The 17,397-nt window shown below is 51.9% G+C and carries 14 protein-coding genes; 3 read left to right on the top strand and 11 right to left on the bottom strand.

The features are described from left to right. Window positions 1-131: 131 nt before the first annotated feature. Complete coding sequence (locus J2Z70_RS15195) at window positions 132-1,664, bottom strand: response regulator (RefSeq protein ID WP_209874392.1); 1,533 nt, start codon at window positions 1,662-1,664, stop codon at window positions 132-134. Between the two features lie 81 nt (window positions 1,665-1,745). On the opposite strand from J2Z70_RS15195, the gene J2Z70_RS15200 reads away from it, so the two are divergent. The 3 genes from J2Z70_RS15200 (at window position 1,746) to J2Z70_RS15210 (ending at window position 5,523) form a co-directional block, all read left to right on the top strand. Next, window positions 1,746-2,645 carry an AraC family transcriptional regulator gene (locus tag J2Z70_RS15200; protein ID WP_209874395.1) on the top strand — a complete coding sequence of 300 codons (900 nt, stop codon included), beginning with the start codon at window positions 1,746-1,748 and terminating at the stop codon, window positions 2,643-2,645. 108 nt (window positions 2,646-2,753) lie between these two features. Beyond that, window positions 2,754-4,580 carry a class I mannose-6-phosphate isomerase gene (locus J2Z70_RS15205; protein ID WP_209874397.1) on the top strand — a complete coding sequence of 609 codons (1,827 nt, stop codon included), beginning with the start codon at window positions 2,754-2,756 and terminating at the stop codon, window positions 4,578-4,580. Next, a complete protein-coding gene (locus J2Z70_RS15210; protein WP_209874400.1) occupies window positions 4,570-5,523 on the top strand; it encodes an ROK family protein in 954 nt (317 codons plus the stop codon). The genes J2Z70_RS15205 and J2Z70_RS15210 overlap by 11 nt, the downstream gene beginning before the upstream one ends. A gap of 371 nt (window positions 5,524-5,894) precedes the next feature. Here J2Z70_RS15210 and J2Z70_RS15215 read toward each other — a convergent pair whose 3' ends face one another. The 10 genes from J2Z70_RS15215 to J2Z70_RS15260 form a co-directional block, all read right to left on the bottom strand. After that, entirely contained in the window at window positions 5,895-7,448 is a 1,554-nt protein-coding gene (locus J2Z70_RS15215; RefSeq protein ID WP_209874403.1) for a response regulator transcription factor, read from the bottom strand. Between the two features lie 173 nt (window positions 7,449-7,621). Next, entirely contained in the window at window positions 7,622-10,066 is a 2,445-nt protein-coding gene (locus J2Z70_RS15220) for a glycoside hydrolase family 38 N-terminal domain-containing protein (protein ID WP_209874405.1), read from the bottom strand. Between the two features lie 96 nt (window positions 10,067-10,162). After that, the gene (locus J2Z70_RS15225; protein WP_209874407.1) at window positions 10,163-11,674 is read right to left on the bottom strand and encodes a discoidin domain-containing protein; all 1,512 of its coding nucleotides are present in this window, start codon (window positions 11,672-11,674) and stop codon (window positions 10,163-10,165) included. Next, entirely contained in the window at window positions 11,668-11,919 is a 252-nt protein-coding gene (locus tag J2Z70_RS15230) for an acyl carrier protein (protein WP_209874408.1), read from the bottom strand. Before J2Z70_RS15230 ends, J2Z70_RS15225 begins: the two co-directional genes overlap by 7 nt. Further along, complete coding sequence (locus J2Z70_RS15235) at window positions 11,912-12,970, bottom strand: Gfo/Idh/MocA family protein (RefSeq protein ID WP_209874410.1); 1,059 nt, start codon at window positions 12,968-12,970, stop codon at window positions 11,912-11,914. The genes J2Z70_RS15230 and J2Z70_RS15235 overlap by 8 nt, the downstream gene beginning before the upstream one ends. Before the next feature lie 27 nt (window positions 12,971-12,997). Beyond that, the gene (locus J2Z70_RS15240) at window positions 12,998-13,732 is read right to left on the bottom strand and encodes an ABC transporter permease (protein ID WP_245368250.1); all 735 of its coding nucleotides are present in this window, start codon (window positions 13,730-13,732) and stop codon (window positions 12,998-13,000) included. A gap of 78 nt (window positions 13,733-13,810) precedes the next feature. Further along, window positions 13,811-14,614, bottom strand: a complete 804-nt coding sequence (locus J2Z70_RS15245; RefSeq protein WP_209874414.1) for an ABC transporter permease — start codon at window positions 14,612-14,614, stop codon at window positions 13,811-13,813. Next, entirely contained in the window at window positions 14,611-15,594 is a 984-nt protein-coding gene (locus J2Z70_RS15250) for an ABC transporter ATP-binding protein (protein ID WP_036725315.1), read from the bottom strand. Before J2Z70_RS15250 ends, J2Z70_RS15245 begins: the two co-directional genes overlap by 4 nt. 10 nt (window positions 15,595-15,604) lie before the next feature. Further along, window positions 15,605-16,516, bottom strand: a complete 912-nt coding sequence (locus J2Z70_RS15255; RefSeq protein WP_209874416.1) for an FkbM family methyltransferase — start codon at window positions 16,514-16,516, stop codon at window positions 15,605-15,607. Beyond that, window positions 16,516-17,376 (bottom strand): hypothetical protein, encoded by an 861-nt coding sequence (locus tag J2Z70_RS15260; protein ID WP_209874420.1) that lies wholly within the window; start codon window positions 17,374-17,376, stop codon window positions 16,516-16,518. Before J2Z70_RS15260 ends, J2Z70_RS15255 begins: the two co-directional genes overlap by 1 nt. Window positions 17,377-17,397 lie beyond the last annotated feature (21 nt).

The raw sequence follows: 17,397 nt of genomic DNA on the forward strand, positions 1-17,397 counted from the left end.
AAAACGCTTTCATGCTTACAGTTAAATTGTAAATTAGCCTGGAAGGGAGCGAAATCCCAAATTCTTTGGATACGCGTCAATTAATTTGGAAGTAAAAAGCACCCGCAGGTGCTCTCCAATAATTCGTACTATTATTCGTCCAGTATTTCACGATATTTCTGCGGACTGATGCCGTAATATTTTTTAAAGGTCTGGCAGAAGTAGGAGGAGCTCCAGTAGCCGGCATGTTCAGCGATATCGACGATTTTCATATTGGTGCTGTCCAATAAATGCCTTGCCCGTTCCAGACGCTGCTGAGTAATGAATTTGATCAGGCTCTGCCCCGTTTCTTTCTTGAATAAATGGCTCAGGTAGCTGGGATTAAGCGATACGCGCCCGGCGATGACCTCCAGACTGATATCCTCCCTGAAATCCTTCTCCACAATCCGGATGACCTGCTGGACAATATAGCGTTTGCTCTCATCGGGAGCGCCGTTGTCCGGTTCTATTTCCGAGAGCGCCTGCAGCAGCACTTGCTTCACCCCGAGAATCGAATCGCTTTTGAAGATACGCTCTACCGTTTGCTGGAAATCCGCTTTCTGCCTGCGGGCTGATTGTTCAAACGCATTCCGCACCAGGTCCGAACAGAGATACTTAACATAGATTGCAGAAGATCCGCCGTTCCGGCTCAAGTGGCTGAACAGAAGCTCAATGCTTTTGGCTGCGCCTGCATATTCCCCATGGTTAATGAATTGGTTGATATCCGCCATCAGCGTCTCGGTGCTGACAAGCTCCGGGACACGGCCCGCCAGATCATCTCCGGCAAACAGTACCACCGTATCTTCAAAAAAGAATTTGTAGTCCAGCGTCTGCTCCATCTGCTCATAACACGCCGAAATCTCCTGCCAATCGGAGATCACGGGGCTGTATACGATGCAGCAATACCGGTAAAAGCGTTCCGCGATCCGCTCCGCCAGCGCTTCACTCATCTCCCTGATCCTCTTCTGTCCGCCGCTGCCTGGGCAAGGGACCATAAGCACACTTTGATATTCATTCAGGTTCAGCAGCTCATATTCACCGGCTGTAAGCTGCTCTGCCGCTTGTTCAAATGCCTCGTAGCTGCGGTCAAAGAAACGCTCCTTGAAATCAATCAGCAGCAGAGCGGCCGGCTGCCCTCCGAACGGCAGGGCGGCATCATCCGCGATCACCTGAACCCCGTTCAGCACATCGGTCAGCCACTTCTCCCTCTCATACTCCAGGCCCTTTTGATACCCCTGCATCATCTCGGCAGTGCGGCGCTGCTGGGTGGCCTTATCCGTGCATTTCTGTATCACGCCTGACATCACCCCGGCGAACTCCTCAATATCAATCGGCTTCAGCAGATAGCTGGAAGCATTGGTATAGAGCGCCCGGCGGGCATAGTCAAAATCCCCGTAAGCACTGTAGATAATAATTTCCAGGGAGGGCTGCGCCAGGCTTGCCTGCTCCGCCAGCTCCAGACCGCCCATGAAGGGCATTTTGATATCTGTGAGCAGGATGTCCACCGGGTTCAGACGAAGATACTCCAGCGCCTTCTCCCCGTTCTCCGCTTCGGCAACCCGCAGCTCGTAGTTCATGTCAGCGATCAGCCCCCGGATGCCGTCCCGTTCAATTTTCTCATCATCCACGATCAATATGGTAAACATAGAGTTCCCTCCTGATGTCTGATAGAATCATAAGCAAACGTTATCATTTCATTGAAGCCTACACCATGAGGAGGTCCCGCCATGCGCCTGGCGTACCGCAAAGCCAATGCACTTTTGAATCAGCATATCTCAAATATCGGGGACGGACAAACCTCATTTCATATTCATTACTGGGGCTTCATGCCGAATCATTATAATAATTCCCTGCACCGCCATTCTTTTTTTGAAGTCTGTTATGTTCAGCAAGGCACCGGCTCCTACCAGGATGACGATGCGCTCTTCCCCCTGGAGCCGGGAACCCTGTTCTGCTCGCGTCCGGGCATCTGGCATCAGATCCGCAGTGAGCAGGGGCTGGTCCTGTTCTTCATCGCCTTCGAAATTGACGAAGCCTTAAGCTCTGCGGACGGCCGCAAGCCGTTTCAGGAACTCGCCGCCGGAAGGCAGGCCATAGCCCCGCATGAAGCTGCCGCACTCTCTGCCCGAATCTGGCGGACACTCTTCAGCCTGGCCGAGAGCGAAGCGGGTGTGTCCAGGCTGCCGATGAATCATCTGGCGCTTGCTCTGCTGCATTCGTTCCCGCAGGCGTTCTCCCCCGAACCCCATCTGCAGGCCGGGACAATGAAGGAGGACAGCGGGGAACACCGCCATTTGGAACGGGCCAAGCGCTATATCCGCGACAATCTGTCCTCCCCGCTGCACATGGCCCAAGTGGCCCTGGAACTGGATATCTCTCCGCGCCATCTGTCGAGGATCTTCCAGGCATGCCTGGGCCAGACTTTCGTCCATTATATTCAGGAACGAAGAATCCAACAAGCCAAGGATTGGCTGCTGCACACCGACTACCCTATCAAAGATATCGCCGAGCGCTGCGGCTTCGAGTCTGTGCACTATTTCACCCGCGTATTCACCAAGCAGCTTGGTGTCTCCCCCGCCCGGTTCCGCAGATCGCAGTTTGCAGACGGAAGACAGAACCTGAGCTAATCAACACCAAATGTCCGGATTGTACAAAAAATCAGACGCCGTATTCAAAGATAATCCCGCAAGGACTCCTTACAATGGTTGTAGACCCTTAGAAGGAGTGAGTTCCCCATGTTTGTTAAACGACCGGTCAACCTTGTACGCAGCCCCATTCCTGTTCCTCAGGAGGACATTCCCTTGGCTGTTCCTCCCGCAGTGCTCCGGGAAGGCTATTCAGCGATTGCCGCTACCCTGCTTCAGCTCGCCAGCGTGAAGGGAAGCGGCAAGCTGTATGTTGCTTTGGACGGAACCCACGGCGCCCCGTTTCAAACTGTTCTGCAAAAAACAGTGGATGCGCTTGAGCAAGCGGGTCATTCAGTGTCCCTCATCGGCTCGGGCAGCTATCTCAAATCAGGCGAAGAGCTGCGGGAGTTTTTTGCCGCCAATATTACGGATAACCGCGCCTTCGGCTATTTCACTGATGGTAGTATAGAGGATTATTTCCGGGAAGGGGCCAGGGAAGACGCCGCCCGCAGGCTGGATGAGGCAGAGCCGGGTGCGGATTCGGCTGCATTCTGTCTGGTTTTTGGCCCGGGGGCGTACTGGCTTGGAGAGGGCCGGTTCGATCTGTCCTTATATCTGGATGTCTCGCGTGAATACCAGCAGGCCGGCCACCGGCAGGAGCTGCTGAATTTCGGGCTCAACTGGAACCGGGATGCCGTGGAGAAATATAAAATCGCCCTATTCGTAGAATGGCCTATTCTTGAAACCTACCGCAAACAAATCCTGGATCACATGGACTACTACATCGACCTGAATCAGCCCAAGCAGCCGGTCATGACTGCCGTGCCGTCCCTGCGCCGGATGATCTCAGATATTGCCGGGTCACCGCTGCGGGTGAAGCCTTTTTATGCACCGGGGGTGTGGGGCGGACAATTCCTCAAACAGCTGGCCGATCTGCCGGAGGATTGGGTGAACTGCGCCTGGAGCTTCGAGCCGATTGCCCCGGAGAATTCCATCCTTGTAGGGTATGAAGGCAAAGAGATGGAAATTCCGTTTCTGCTGGTCATGCAGCAGGAGCATCCAGCGATTCTGGGGGAACGTCTGACCGGCTTATTCGGCGATTATTTCCCGATCCGCTTCAACTATCTGGACACGATGGACGGAGACAATCTGTCCTGCCAGGTCCACCCCACGCAGGATTACATCCGCAGCCGGTTCAATGAATTCATGGCCCAGCAGGAATCCTATTACATTATGGAGCAGCAGGGAGATTCCGGGGTCTATCTGGGACTGACGGAAGACTGCCAACCTGAGCAGTTCCGCCATGAGGTGCAGAAGGCTCAGGAGACGGGCATCCCTCTGCCGCTGACCGATTATGTCAACCGTTATGCGTCCCGGAAGGGCGAGCTATTCCTGATCCCGCCCGGAACCGTTCATTCCGCAGGCAAAGACAATCTGGTGCTGGAGATCTCCTCTACCACCTGGTGGTTCACCTTCAAAATCTATGATTTTCTGCGCAAGGACCTGGACGGCAAACCCCGGCCGATCAATATCGACTTCGCCTTCGACAATATTGACTTCACGCAGAAGACCGCCCGGGTTGAAGAGCAGCTCATGCCTTCGCCGGTGCTTCTGCAGCAGCAAGGGGAGAATGAAGAGTATGTGCTGGGACAGCGCAGCGATCTGCTGTTCTATGTCCACCGTGTTCATCTGAAGGATACCTGGAAAGACGATACGCGCGGCGAAATGACCATGTATAACCTCGTTGAAGGAGAGGCGGTGCGGATTGTGTCTGCTGCGGACGAGGCGGTGTTTGTGGAGCTGCATTATGCGGAATCGTATATTCTCCCGGCTGTACTAGGGGAATACACCATCGTCAATACCGGTTCCGGCCCCTGCAAGCTGATCAAGGCCGGTGTCTCCGCAGCATGGGATGTGAGTCTCCTTGAGCCGTGATATTGTACTCGCGCTGGATGTGGGCGGAACCTTTATTAAGACCTGCGTGCTGGAGGACGGCCTTCCGCTGCAAGGCAGTGACATGGAATTCCCCGCCCTGGCTGACCGGGACCGGGATACGATCCTTGACCATTTCATATCCATCTTTCAGGCCCAGTACAACCTGTATCAGCACCGGCACCGGGACGCTGTAACGGACTGCCGCTATCATATCGGGATGGCTTTTCCCGGCCCGTTCGATTACAGGCAGGGGATCTGTCTGATCCGGGGGCTTGGCAAATTCGAGACTATCTACGGGCTGAATCTGGGCCAAGCCTTACGCGCACGCTGGCACGCTGGCAGCTCCGGGGAGGCCAGCACGCTACCGGACATGGATATCCGCTTTGAGAATGACGCCCGCCTGTTTGCGCTGGGAGTCAGCGCCGAATTCCCGCGTGAGCGGTTCATAGCCTTGACGCTCGGCACCGGGCTCGGCTCCGCCTTCATCGACAGCTCCCGGATCATGGAGTCTGGTCCGGGCATCCCGGCGAACGGCTGGCTCTATGACCAGCCTTATCGTGACGGCAGGGCGGATGACTGGTTCTCCAGGAGAGGCATCCTGAAGCTGGCCCGTGAAGCGGGGATTGGGGAGGCTGGGCTTCCGGGAGCGAACATGGATGTGAAGGAGCTTGCCCATGAAGCCAGAGAGGGGAATGCTGCCGCGCGCGGGGTATTCGCCGGATTCGGAGCCCGGCTCGGGGAGCTGCTCCAGCCTTACGTGGATGGTTACCGGCCGGATTTCATCATGCTGGGCGGGCAAATCTCCCGAAGCCATGACCTGTTCGGGCCTGCCTTGCTGAACCGCTTGCAGAGGTCATGCTCCCCCGCCTTGACGGTCCGCACGGCGGAGCATGTACTCGCGTATACCTTCCGGGGCATTGCCCGGATGTTCAGCGAGGGATAGGCGGGGCATCGGCATTGCTTCGTCATGAGCTTCGCGGCGAGCTTCGCCGCAAGCTTGACCATGTGCTTTTGCCGTGTGCTTCGCGGCTAGCTTCGCCGTGCGCTTCGTCGTTGAACCCGTCCAGCTTAGGATCACAAGTGGAAATACGTATCTTAAATTGACCATTTCCGGGGGATGTACGGAAGCAAGTGGATAAACTACATCTGCTATTGTGCGTTTTCGCTGCTTGGGGTGAAATCGGATAATTTAAGTGCTGTTTATACAACTGTTGCCGCCGCAGGGTTCCATCGTCCATCAGCAAGTGTACACAATCCAACTATTTCCGGTATCGTGCCAGCGAGAAATAGTTGGATCATGGTGAGGGCACTACCCTACGGAGAGCCTTCCCTGAACCTGGCCGGAGTGACTCCATGGTAATTACGAAAGGTCTGGATAAAATAGGTCGAGCTTCTGTAGCCCAGCTTCTTATAGATATCGACGATCTTCATATTCGTTGTATTCAGCAGCTCAACGGCTTTGTCCATTCTCACCTGCGTGATGTACCGGATGAGACTTTGGCCCGTCTCCTTCTTGAACAAATAACTCAGATAACTGGGGGTCAAATAGACCCTCTCCGCGATGCCCTCCAAAGAGAGATCCTGATCGTATTCCTTGTCGATTACATCTGTAATGGTCCGGATCAGCTTAAGATTGGCGGCCTTCTTGGGGCTCACTCCGCTGCCGGTTTCCATGAGGGACAGGATCGCAAACATATGATCCTTCAGATCCTGGAGGGAAACGGTCTTATGAATCTGGTCCAAGTAATGATTCATTTCCGCAGGCTCATGGTCTCTCTCTCTCGTCACCACCTTTTTCATAATTTCCGAACAGATGAACTTGGTGTACAGGGACGAGAATTGCCCCTTGGTTCTCAGGTAGGTAAACAGCAGCTCTATACTGTATTTCGCACCGGTAAAATCGTTATACTCCAGACACTGGTAGACCTTATCCAGAATCGGATTCAATTCGATCTCATCAAAGCCCGCTTGCTCAAAGGGTTCATCGGCAAATAGAAGGGTATACTCATCCATGAAAAACTTGAATTCCAGCATCTGCTCCATCTCGGTATAGGCATCATATAACTGTGCCGGCTGATTCACCGCTCTCCCGATCACCAGACCCACATTCAGATCCAGGCTCCCGGCGGCGGCGCGGATGATCCCATCTCCAAGCATGCGCAGCGTCTCTTTGGGGATGGGGCGGGGGTGCTTGACGAACAGCATACTTTGATGCTCGCTCAAGTTCACATAATCGAAGGCGTAGCTGAGGTTATCGTGTAACAGCCTAATGAATTCATCATTGTGAATATCAAAAAACTTCCGGCGGCAATCCACCAGAATCATATGCAGCCAATGCATGTGCTGGACATATTCCAGCAGCTCCGGGGACATCCATGCCTCCGTATTTATTTTCACTCCGTTTAGAGAGTCCAGCAGCATTTTTTCCTTCTCATACAGAAGTCCCCGGTTATACCCCTCCACCAGCTGTTCGTTCCGCATTTTCTCGGCCGCTTTGTCTTCACAGGCCTGGACCGCCTCGCTCACCACACTGAGAAACTCCGGGATATGAACCGGCTTCAGCAAATAATTCGATATGTTGGTCCGCAAGGCTCTTCTTGCATATTCAAACTCATGGTAAGCGCTGAAGATGATCATTTCAATATCCAGGCCCAGGCTGCTGACCTTCTCAGACAATTCCAGCCCGTCCATAAAGGGCATCTTGATATCCGTAATCAGAATATCGATCTTGTGCTTCCCGAGGATCTCCAGCGCAATCTCGCCATTCTCCGCCAGGAACGTTTCCAGTCCCGGATGGTGTTCCCGGATTAAGTGCTGAATGCCTTCCCGCTCAATACGTTCATCATCCACAATCAGAATACGGTACACAGCGCACGCCTCCCTTTTTTAACAAGTGGAAACAGCTATGCCGTCCTATTAGGGACGGCACCGTTTCAGCGAGAAATAGAAGGATAAGTTATGGTGTGAAACATATAATTTCTTATATTTCAAAAAAAGGGCTTCTCTATAAAAGATTCAGCCCTTCTTAAGCCCGCCGGAATTTATGTGGTTCTGAATGCAACCGTGCCTGCATTGGCACTGTGGCACAACTGAATAGCTTGTTCTGCCGTATCCGCTTCGCTTCCCCATTGCAGCATATACCGGAATTCGTAGAATCCCCCGAGGGTCGCCTTGAAGTTCGTCTCCCAGTAATTGGTCAGCACCCAGGCGTATAACGAGGTATGGCCGTTCTCTTCCTGTTGGCCCTGCACGAGTCTTGGGCCGTATTCCAAAGGCCCGGTCTGCATCAGCGGCGTATCCGGGGCCGCAATGGACAGCCCGCCTTGAGGGGATATAACCGCAAGCCCTTCCTGAATACAATAGAAATCCGTACAGGTGCCTGGGATCTGATCTACTCCCGGCCTTAGGACAGCCCCGGCCTTCTCGAACCACAGCTCACTGCTGCCGCCTGCACTAAAGGGGAGGGCGACGTACACATTCTCCGGGTCCCACACACTATCCTTGTGGATGCGGACAGAGACATCGACTCTCTTCCGGTCCTTGAACACCTTCAGGAATAATGAATAGTGGCTCATCCCTTGAACCTGATATTTCAATTCAATGATGCCATACACCGGGCCATTCGTTATTTCCTTCACGCCTGAGAGGAGCCCCTCCGACCGCTGAACATTCATACCTTTGCGGTTCCTGCCCATGATTCTACGCACGGTCATCTGGTCGTCACCGCCGCCGGGGGTCACTTCATACACCGGAGTGAAGGCTCCGTGAGCCTGACGGGGATCAATGAATTCCCGGCCGGTTTGCTTATCGATCCAGGAGACGATGCCTTCTCCGGCTCTCCACGCAATACGTACGTAAGGCGATTCAATATGATTCTCCGTGATGAACAGCCGGGGGGTCTCCTCCTGCACAGGAGGGAAGATATCCCGGATATCATGAATCCGGTCGGCTCCCCGCAAGCGGGTGCTGCTCGTCGTCACCGGGACGGTCTTCGAGGCTTCCCGGATACGGAACCGCTTCTCTTCCTTTGCGCCCAGCTTGACCATGACCGCAATCTGGTATCCTCTGCTTACCTTCTCCTGCTGATGGTGGACCACTTCTCCACTCTGCTCATCGACCACCTCGAGCCCCTGCCGGAAATAATCCGCTTCCCACTGCTCCTCGAGATAGAAATGAGCCATATCCTCAACGGGGGAATCGAAGGAATTGATTACTTTATAGGTGAATGCCCGGTCAGCCCGCAGCAGCACATCGCCCCGCGCCTTCAGTACCGCATCCAGCGAGGCATGAACCAGTCTGCTGGCATTGGCGGCATACGCCTCTTTGCGGACGGCCAGCTCCTGCACCATGATGTGCCAGGGCTCCGAGATGGAGGAGTGATATCCCCAGGTATGCTCGGCATACATCATTAACTGCTGCTCTGCCTGGGCCATATCGCTTGACACCGCCAGCTTGCGCTCCGGGTCCAGCCGCTTGACGACGTCCAGGGTCCGCTGGGCATTCCTGAAGATCTGGGTGTGCATCGCGGTTGATGCCACGCCATCGGACCACCAGTCCGGCCAGTCCCCGCTATAGACAGGAATCTCGGCCTCCTGCTTCCGCAACAGGTCGAAGTACCGGTTAAGCGTTGTCATTTCAAGCTCAACACGGTCCCCGTGCTTCTCATTCCATTCCTTGATGAAGGTTATGATTCCGGGGTTCGGCGCCGAGTTATCCCGCAGCAGCCCCATGACATTGACCAATACAAAATCGTAGGGATACTGCTCCTTCTCCAGCTGATCCAGATAGCGGGCAATCCGGGTCTCGGCCAGCTTCCAGTGATCTTTAGAGATCCCCCATACCGGGTCTTCGTCTTTTATGGTATAAGATAATGCCCCATCCGGATTGATCCCCAGATCATTCCCCATCATGTAATGCTCGCCGCTCCATACCAGCAGGCGGTTGCCTTTGGGTGTCTCCCAATAAAAGGGGAATTGCTTGCGCCCGATGGCAAACATCCCGTGATGCGTGTGGATACTGGACAGCAAATTCTCGACTCCTGCATCTGCCAGAGCCTGTGCATAACCCCAGCTGTATCCGTTAATATCCGCGGTCATGGCCGACTTCACCTGAAGCCCCAGCGGCCGGGCGAAGTTCCCCGCCCTTGCAAGCATACTGCTGAGCAGCTCGAAATTGATCAGTTCCGTCATATTCAAGTAGGTGCCCGACAGCTCAATATCCCCGCGTCTGAGCGCGGCTGCAAATTGTTCCTTTTCCTGTTCCGTGGCTTCCTCCAGAAACTTCTCCACGGCCCAGAAGGTTTCGCAGGTCCATTTAAAGCCCGCCCATTCCTTACGGTCTTCCGTCTGAGCCGCCTCGCAGATCGCAATGGCCTGCCTGATAAAGTCCACGTGATATTGCTCGATCTTCTCTTGCCGCTCGGTGTAGCCAATATCCGTATGAGAATGATGAATCACATAAATCGTCCATTTCTTCTTGTTGTTCATGTTTGATTCTCCAATCAATATGGCATTTTATTTTTTACATTTTTATTATATCCAGCAGGCCAAATGGAAGGATATCCTACTTTTTTTTGAATCATATCAGATTTTTGAGGCTTGAGTGATATCAGGCAGTCCCCACACTTCAAGCTCATAGATCCGCGCCTGAAAATCATTCTGGGCCGGATAAGTAATATATAGTCTGATGTATCTGAACGAACAGCCGTCAGCCTCATGCACGGTTAAGACAGACTCATTATTCCGTACAGCCGCTATCTGCTCCCACTGCTCTGTGTCGTTGCTTCCCTGAAGCTCATAATCCATCGTGATATAGCCGGGGGCAGGAGAATGCCTGATCACAACTCTCAGAATATCTCTCTGCTTCAGCAGATCCAGCAGCAACCAATGGACGGGCCGGGCGGTGTCCGAATGCCAGGAATCCATGACCCAGTTCTCCCACCTGCCATTCACCGCCTGGCTGGCTTGACAGACGGTCTCCGGGTCAAGGCTATACTCACTGTCCGCAGACACCTCAGCGCAAGCTGCATAATTCGTCCAGGCCTGTGCGGCATTGTGAGATTCCCGCTCCTTATGGTGATGGGTGAGCAGCTTACGGAGCAGAGAGAACAGCTCCGTATCCAGTTGGCTAATCTCCACTGTAAGCTGAAAAATTCGATCCGGCGGCAGCAGCTTCCGTCTCAGCGTATCCGCATGGAAACTAGAGATCAGATGGTATCTGAATTTGATATACCGGTCCCGGAACCCGCCGAATATCTGCCCCCATTCTTCATGAGAGGATAACCAGGGCAACGCCTTCTCGAAGATATCAAACATGATGATAGCCGAGCCGTGATAACTCCTGCGCATGGTTTCAAATTCAACCGCAATGGCATTTGCGTCATTAAGCCCCTCCATAAGAGAGACATTATCATTGAACCGTTCCACGGCTTCGATCAAATGACTGGAACGATTTTTATTGGACTCCACGAAATCCTCAACCAGCTCCAGATAGCTGTGAACCTCCGGTTCGCCTATTTTCGCTACACTGAACAGCTTGTTATAACAATAATTCCTGATTTCCTTAAAAGAAGCATTGGATTTATTCCAGATATCCGCTATCAATTCCTCGGTCAGCTGCAGCTTGAAAAAGGGCTCCCCCTTCATCACATTCAGGGTTACCTCCTTGTTCAGCTGATTCTCCCGGATCACGATCAGTCGTCTGGCTGAATCATATTCCGTGATTAACACGGCATGATCGTCAACGACCGTCCTGTATTGGCTCAAAAAAAACAGATCGTTGTAGTTGGCAATCATCACGACCGGGCACTGCTGATCAATGTTCATGCGAATCGCATACAGCAGCCCAGCAGCATCCAGGACCTCAGTCACCTTAAGGGTCAAGCCGAGCTTGTTAAGAATGCTGCGTCTGGAGGCCACCCAGTCCCCGTCCGCTGCCTCTCCCCAATTCATCATGACGGCATACAGGAAGGTATAGTAGAAATAATTCTCATACTGATGAAAGCCTGCAGCACCCGCCATGGGCAAATCCACGCAATTGGAGTGCATGGTCCGGTAGCCCTCGCTGTAATAGTCCATCTCCAGGGCTACTAACATACGAGATCCTGTGAATCAATATATTCTCTCCATTTCTGAAGACTGTATAGTTTATCTATATCGAGAAATTCCGGGCTTACCTCTATTGAGAAATGCTCTTCCAGGACCACCGCAAAATGAATAAACAACAAAGAATCCATGCCATAGCTTCGCAAATCCGCGTCCATACCTGCATTCTTCAGACGGGGAGGACCGCCGGGCAATTGAGCGAGCAGCTTACGAATCTCCTGTTCCCGGTCATCCATAATTCACAGCCTCCCCGTCCGGTCTTTCTTCCATGCCGGGCTGTTCAAGATGCTTCTTCCTGGCCATCTCATAGATGGCGTTCATAGTTGCCACTCGTTCATAGGATTCGGATAAGGGGATATTCTCTCTAGTGCCTCCAAGCACCTCAGCCAAAAACCGGAGCTGGTTCACATAATAATTCTGCGGAGAGTATACAAGCTTCTCTGTTGTTCCCGCTTCCGTATGTTCAACCTGAATGATGATCTTGTAATCTCCATAACAAGGCTTGAAAAAGCCGCTGATCCTTACCCTGGCCCGCTCAAACTCCAGCCAGTGGGTGGCATTGTTCGGCATTTCAAAGGAACCCAGGAACTCTGCTTCGACGCCCCCCTCATATTGCAACGATGCATGAAAGGTCCAATCACATTGATTGACACCGGAGAAGGTCGAAAATCCGTCCAGTGTCTGCGGCTTCAATCCGATGACCTTTTGAATAAACTGCAGCCAGTACGAGCATTCGTCGATGAAGCAGCCGCCGCCGTACTCCGGCTTGAACCGGTAATTATCCGCGCTGTAGTTGCTTTGCAGAATTTCAAAGGAGATCCGGGTTTTGATTTTTGTCAGTTTGCCGTAGGTTTCTGCTGCTATCATGTCTGTTATATCCTGCTGCCAGGAATGATGCTGGACCATTAGCGCTTCAAGGACATGCACGCCCTGCTCCTTCGCCCGTTCATTGATGAGCAGCACCTCATCGGCATGCAAGGCCATCGGTTTCTCAATCAAGACATGCTTGCCAGCCTCAATCGCCCTCAGCGTCCATTCCTTATGCAGGAAATTGGATAACGGAATATAGACCACATCAATGTCCGCCGACGCCAGCAGCTGATCGTAGCTGTCAAACACATGCGGAATCTGATGCTTCAGCGCATAGGCTGTAGACCGGTCCAAATCACGCGACGCTACACCATACGTTACAAATTGATCAAGCTCCCTGACCGGGTTAATGATCGAGAACGGAGCGATTGTGGAGCAGCCCAAAATTCCAATACGATATGGCTTCTGAGTATTCATATCCTTACCTCCTGTGATTCCGGATATCTAGCCGCCTGAGCTGTTGTAATTACGAATCGCTTTGGACCAGATCCATCTCGTGATTCCCAGCAACAGGATGGGAGACAGAATAACCCAGAGGAAGAGGCCCGGATGTAACCGGTCCAGCACAAATAAGGGTGAGAAGTTAGTAATCAATAGAACCGGAATAATAAATATCCCTATACGCTGAATCCATTTGGAGTAGATCATCATTGGCATGTTATTCAGCTCGAACAGGCCGTTTGAGATGTCATTGACAGCAGCAATCTGAATGAACCAGAACGATAATAACTGCGGGATCAGGAACAAGGTGTAGGTTACGAACAGTCCCAGCACGAGGAAGAAGATGAATCCGCCTATTGAAGCGGCATCGGCCGGAAGCCCCAGTCTTCTCCAGCCCACCACAACCATGGTCACTCCGCCCAGCACATTCGGAATCGCCAGCCCAAAGTCAACATTCCGTAAGGTCATCATAAATTGCAGGGAAATCGGCTTGGTTAGCAAAATATCAAGTGACCCGGTTCTTACATGCTCCGGGATCTGCACGAAGTTGATGGCAAATAGTCCCCAATATATCCCCGTCATCAAGGTATAGGTGCCAATAAACAGCAAGATCGCATCAATGGGCACGCCATCCAGCGTTAATCCTGCCTCATAGACAATAATCACATACAGGAATTTGGCGAACAGATAGGAGGTCTCCACCAGCAGGCCCATCAGGAAGTTAACTCTATACTCCATTTGGGACATCAGGGAATTTTTGATGAACAAGCTGTATATGAAACCGTACTTCCGGAGTGATTTGAGCATCGGGTTCCCTTAACCCCCTACGGCAATATATTTCTTGATCGCCACTGTCCAAATATAGCGCGTAAGCAACAGAAGGAGTCCAATCCATAGCAGTTGCAGCTCTATCACATGCAGCGCCTGGAGCAGGGTCAGCTTGCCATTGATTACATTCACCGGCATGTAGATCGTATACTTGAACGGCAGGTAATCGAAGACAGCCAGCCATGTCGCCCCAAAAATATCGAGCGGAAAAATCCCGCCGCTAAAGATCTGAATCAATAACGCTGTAACATGAAAAAAGTAAGAGACATCGGTTAACCAGAAGGCAATCGCGCTGACCGAGAAGGAGATCATGAAGTTAAGCACAACCGCCAGCATAAGCACGACACCAAAAACCAGTATACGCGATACGCTGATTGGCGCCTTGAAGTAATAAACCATAAACAGCACCACGCCCAGCAGCAGGATTAACGTAATGGCAAACGAGAGGACCTTCCCGCCAAGGTAGACACATATTTTATAAGGAAAATAACCGATCGGCCGCACCAGATATTTATTGAGCCCCCCGCTCTTGATATCATGGTTAATGTCATATTCCAGACCCGTAGCCACCAGCCGCGAGATCAGGGCAGCTACGATGGTGTAGACGATCATCTGCTGGTAAGTATAGCCATACAAGTTCATATTAGAGGCATGGCTATAGACCGCCTTCCACAGGAAGAGCTGGATGAAGATCGGGAAGAAGAGACTGGCAAAACCCATAAAAAAGTTAAAGCGGTATTCCATGGAGTTCTGGATTCCCAGCGAAAAGCTGACGGCAAATTTATTGTTCATCCGCGCGGCTCCGGCTGTTCATATAAACGTGCAATGGCTTCCTCCAGAGGAATGTCCTCCAGATTCAGATCAATGACGGGAAAGTGATCCATGGCCATTCTGGAATACTCCTTGAACTTCGCTCGCTCCACTTCCAGAATGACGTCATAGCCGCTATATTCTTTGATAGAACCCATAACGGCCAGATCCTTCCGCTCGACGATGGCCGAGAATGTCAGCTTCATTCGTTTTTTCTCATTCATGACCTCATTGATCTTGCGGATCTCGCCGTCATACACCAGCTTGCCCTGATTGATTACGATGGTCCGCTTACAGAGGTCTTCAATATCCTTCATATAGTGGCTCGTAAGCAGCAGAGTCGTGCGGAATTCATGATTGTAGGCCTTGAGGAACTCGCGGATGTTCTTCTGAGAGACCAGATCCAGGCCTATCGTCGGCTCATCCAGAAAAATAATTCTAGGCCGGTGCAGCAAAGCAGCGATCAGCTCCATCTTCATCCGCTCACCCAGGGACAGTCTTCTGACCTGTACATGCAGCAGGTGCTTCACATCCATCAGTGTGACTAATTCATCAAGTGTCTCCTTATACTTCTGATCGCCGATTTCATAAATGCATTTGTTCAGGTACAGGGAATCGCTTGCCGGCAGATCCAGCCATAGCTGGTTTTTTTGGCCCATGACTATGGAAAATTGCTTCTTGAAGTCATTTTTCCTCTCCCAGGGCGTGTAGCCCAGCACCTCCGCACTGCCTCCAGTCGGATACAAGATGCCGGAGAGCATTTTCAAAGTGGTGGTTTTGCCTGCTCCGTTCGGACCCAGAAACGCAACCATCTCACCTTCGTTAATATCGAACGAGACCTTATTCACAGCATCCTTGGTTAATTTCTCCCTGTGGAATAGATTCTTGACGGAGTTTCTGATTCCCGTTTCTTTTTTGTAGTAGTCAAAGGACTTGCTTAATTGATCCACATGAATGACCATACCGGCATCCCTACTTTGCAATGGTTATCAATCTGATGAACGGACTGTACCTCCGGATATGCTCCGGCTGCAGACCAAATATATTCTGTGCCTGCACTTCCGCAGCGCTATCCAGCTCAACAAGCTCCTCTGCGGACAGTTGAAACAGCTGATACTGATACTGCTTCAAAAACCGGAATACATCACTTATCGAATTCCCGAACCGCAAAGCCAGAACCTCCGTCGCTTCCAGCATGAGCAGGGGCTTCTCATGATGCCGCTGTAAATACTGTTCCATTCCCTTTAATGCTTTTAATTCGCCGCCTTCAATATCGATTTTGACCAGGTCAATATGGCTGATCTGTTGCTGCTCAATGTACGTATCCAGAGTTTGTACCCGGCAATGGTAGGTTTCATGCTGCAAGGCCGGGTCAATGATTAACGCAGCATCCTCAGATCCGCTTCGTACAGGCAGATAGATCTCTGCTTCCCCGTTATAGTCAGACAGCGCAACCTGATTGAGAATTACATTCTGCAGGTTGTTTAATTGAATGTTTCTTGACAGTTCAGCGAAGGTGGGGCTTACCGGCTCGAAGCTATGAACTCTGCCGCTCTGCCCTACCGCTTGTGCGAATAACGTGGAATACCACCCATAATTCGCCCCGATATCCAATACTTCAAATCCTTCACGGATCAGTACGGACAATAACCGGCTCTCTTCGCGCTCCACAAATCCATCCCGCATTAGAAAACCAAGACTATTCAAGTGCCCGGTATCCCACACAAACCGTCTCCCGTCCGTCAGCCTGATCCGGGTCTCCTCTTGATGAATTTCAATCTGCTCCACCTGCTCTTTAAGCGCCCGTCTAAGCAATTGGACCGCATCGACCCTCTTCTCCCAAAACATCCGCTGGATTTGCCCATACCTGGTTTCTTCCGGCATCATCGGCCTCCTGTTGCATAGGAATGTAAATAAGCCAGCTCATCCTCCGCAATCTGCTTCAGCTGCTTCACGGTAGCCGTTACCCCTCTGTCTAGGCTTATCGTCATCTTCATAAAGCTCACTTCAAGCTTCCTCCAGGCTGAGCCGAGGTGCGCAACATCCATGGTGCTGCAGGTGCCGAAATGCCTTAACCGCGATAGGGCAATCGTGCGGATGCAGCCAAACTGTTGTTTGAACACCGAATTATCCATTAAATTCTCCGGCCCCCTATAAGCTCCAACATCCATGATCCGTTCCGAAATTCGGGCAAAGGCGCTGGGGAGCAGCTCTTCATAGAGCTGTGTAGTTAAGTAAGGCCGGATAGCGTTCAGGCCAGGCTTCAGGCTGAGGGGCGGGCTGATTTCGATAACCGGTTCACTGAAGGTGCGCCAGGCCTGCTCCACGCAAGTTCTGTCGGCCAATAGGCTTTTTGCAAAATAAGGATCTGTAACTCTCAGGCTCTGATCGTCTGCCGCTTCAGCCAGCACATAATGCAGCATATGGCCCTTCCCGTAAAATTCCTTCATGTAGGCCACATAATAAGCGTCCACCGGCAGCAGATACATCCGTCCACGATCCACCGAGTCTAAACGGCAAGGCTTGCATTCAACCCCATAAGAGCGCCGGATGAAGTTAAACAGTTCATTCACAGGCACCGTACTGTCGAACCAGTCATAGCCTGCATAATAATTAATGGAGAAATTATACCTGTACAGCGGATTCGGATCGGCATGATGGACAGACAGCCACAATGTAACCGCATTCAACAAACAATCATAGGGGCCAAAGGGAACCGCCCAATCCGCCAGTTTGCGGCTCACAACGGAATTCTTCGTGATAGC

Source organism: Paenibacillus silagei, from assembly GCF_017874735.1.
Taxonomy (GTDB): domain Bacteria; phylum Bacillota; class Bacilli; order Paenibacillales; family Paenibacillaceae; genus Paenibacillus_AQ; species Paenibacillus_AQ silagei.

Bases quoted from the DNA above. Each gene is read 5' to 3' on its own strand.
- J2Z70_RS15195 (WP_209874392.1), bottom strand. From the start codon at position 1,664: ATGTTTACCATATTGATCGTGGATGATGAGAAAATTGAACGGGACGGC.
- J2Z70_RS15200 (WP_209874395.1), top strand. From the start codon at position 1,746: ATGCGCCTGGCGTACCGCAAAGCCAATGCACTTTTGAATCAGCATATC.
- J2Z70_RS15205 (WP_209874397.1), top strand. From the start codon at position 2,754: ATGTTTGTTAAACGACCGGTCAACCTTGTACGCAGCCCCATTCCTGTT.
- J2Z70_RS15220 (WP_209874405.1), bottom strand. From the start codon at position 10,066: ATGAACAACAAGAAGAAATGGACGATTTATGTGATTCATCATTCTCAT.
- J2Z70_RS15225 (WP_209874407.1), bottom strand. From the start codon at position 11,674: ATGTTAGTAGCCCTGGAGATGGACTATTACAGCGAGGGCTACCGGACC.
- J2Z70_RS15230 (WP_209874408.1), bottom strand. From the start codon at position 11,919: ATGGATGACCGGGAACAGGAGATTCGTAAGCTGCTCGCTCAATTGCCC.
- J2Z70_RS15235 (WP_209874410.1), bottom strand. From the start codon at position 12,970: ATGAATACTCAGAAGCCATATCGTATTGGAATTTTGGGCTGCTCCACA.
- J2Z70_RS15240 (WP_245368250.1), bottom strand. From the start codon at position 13,732: ATGGAGTATAGAGTTAACTTCCTGATGGGCCTGCTGGTGGAGACCTCC.
- J2Z70_RS15245 (WP_209874414.1), bottom strand. From the start codon at position 14,614: ATGAACAATAAATTTGCCGTCAGCTTTTCGCTGGGAATCCAGAACTCC.
- J2Z70_RS15250 (WP_036725315.1), bottom strand. From the start codon at position 15,594: ATGGTCATTCATGTGGATCAATTAAGCAAGTCCTTTGACTACTACAAA.
- J2Z70_RS15255 (WP_209874416.1), bottom strand. From the start codon at position 16,516: ATGCCGGAAGAAACCAGGTATGGGCAAATCCAGCGGATGTTTTGGGAG.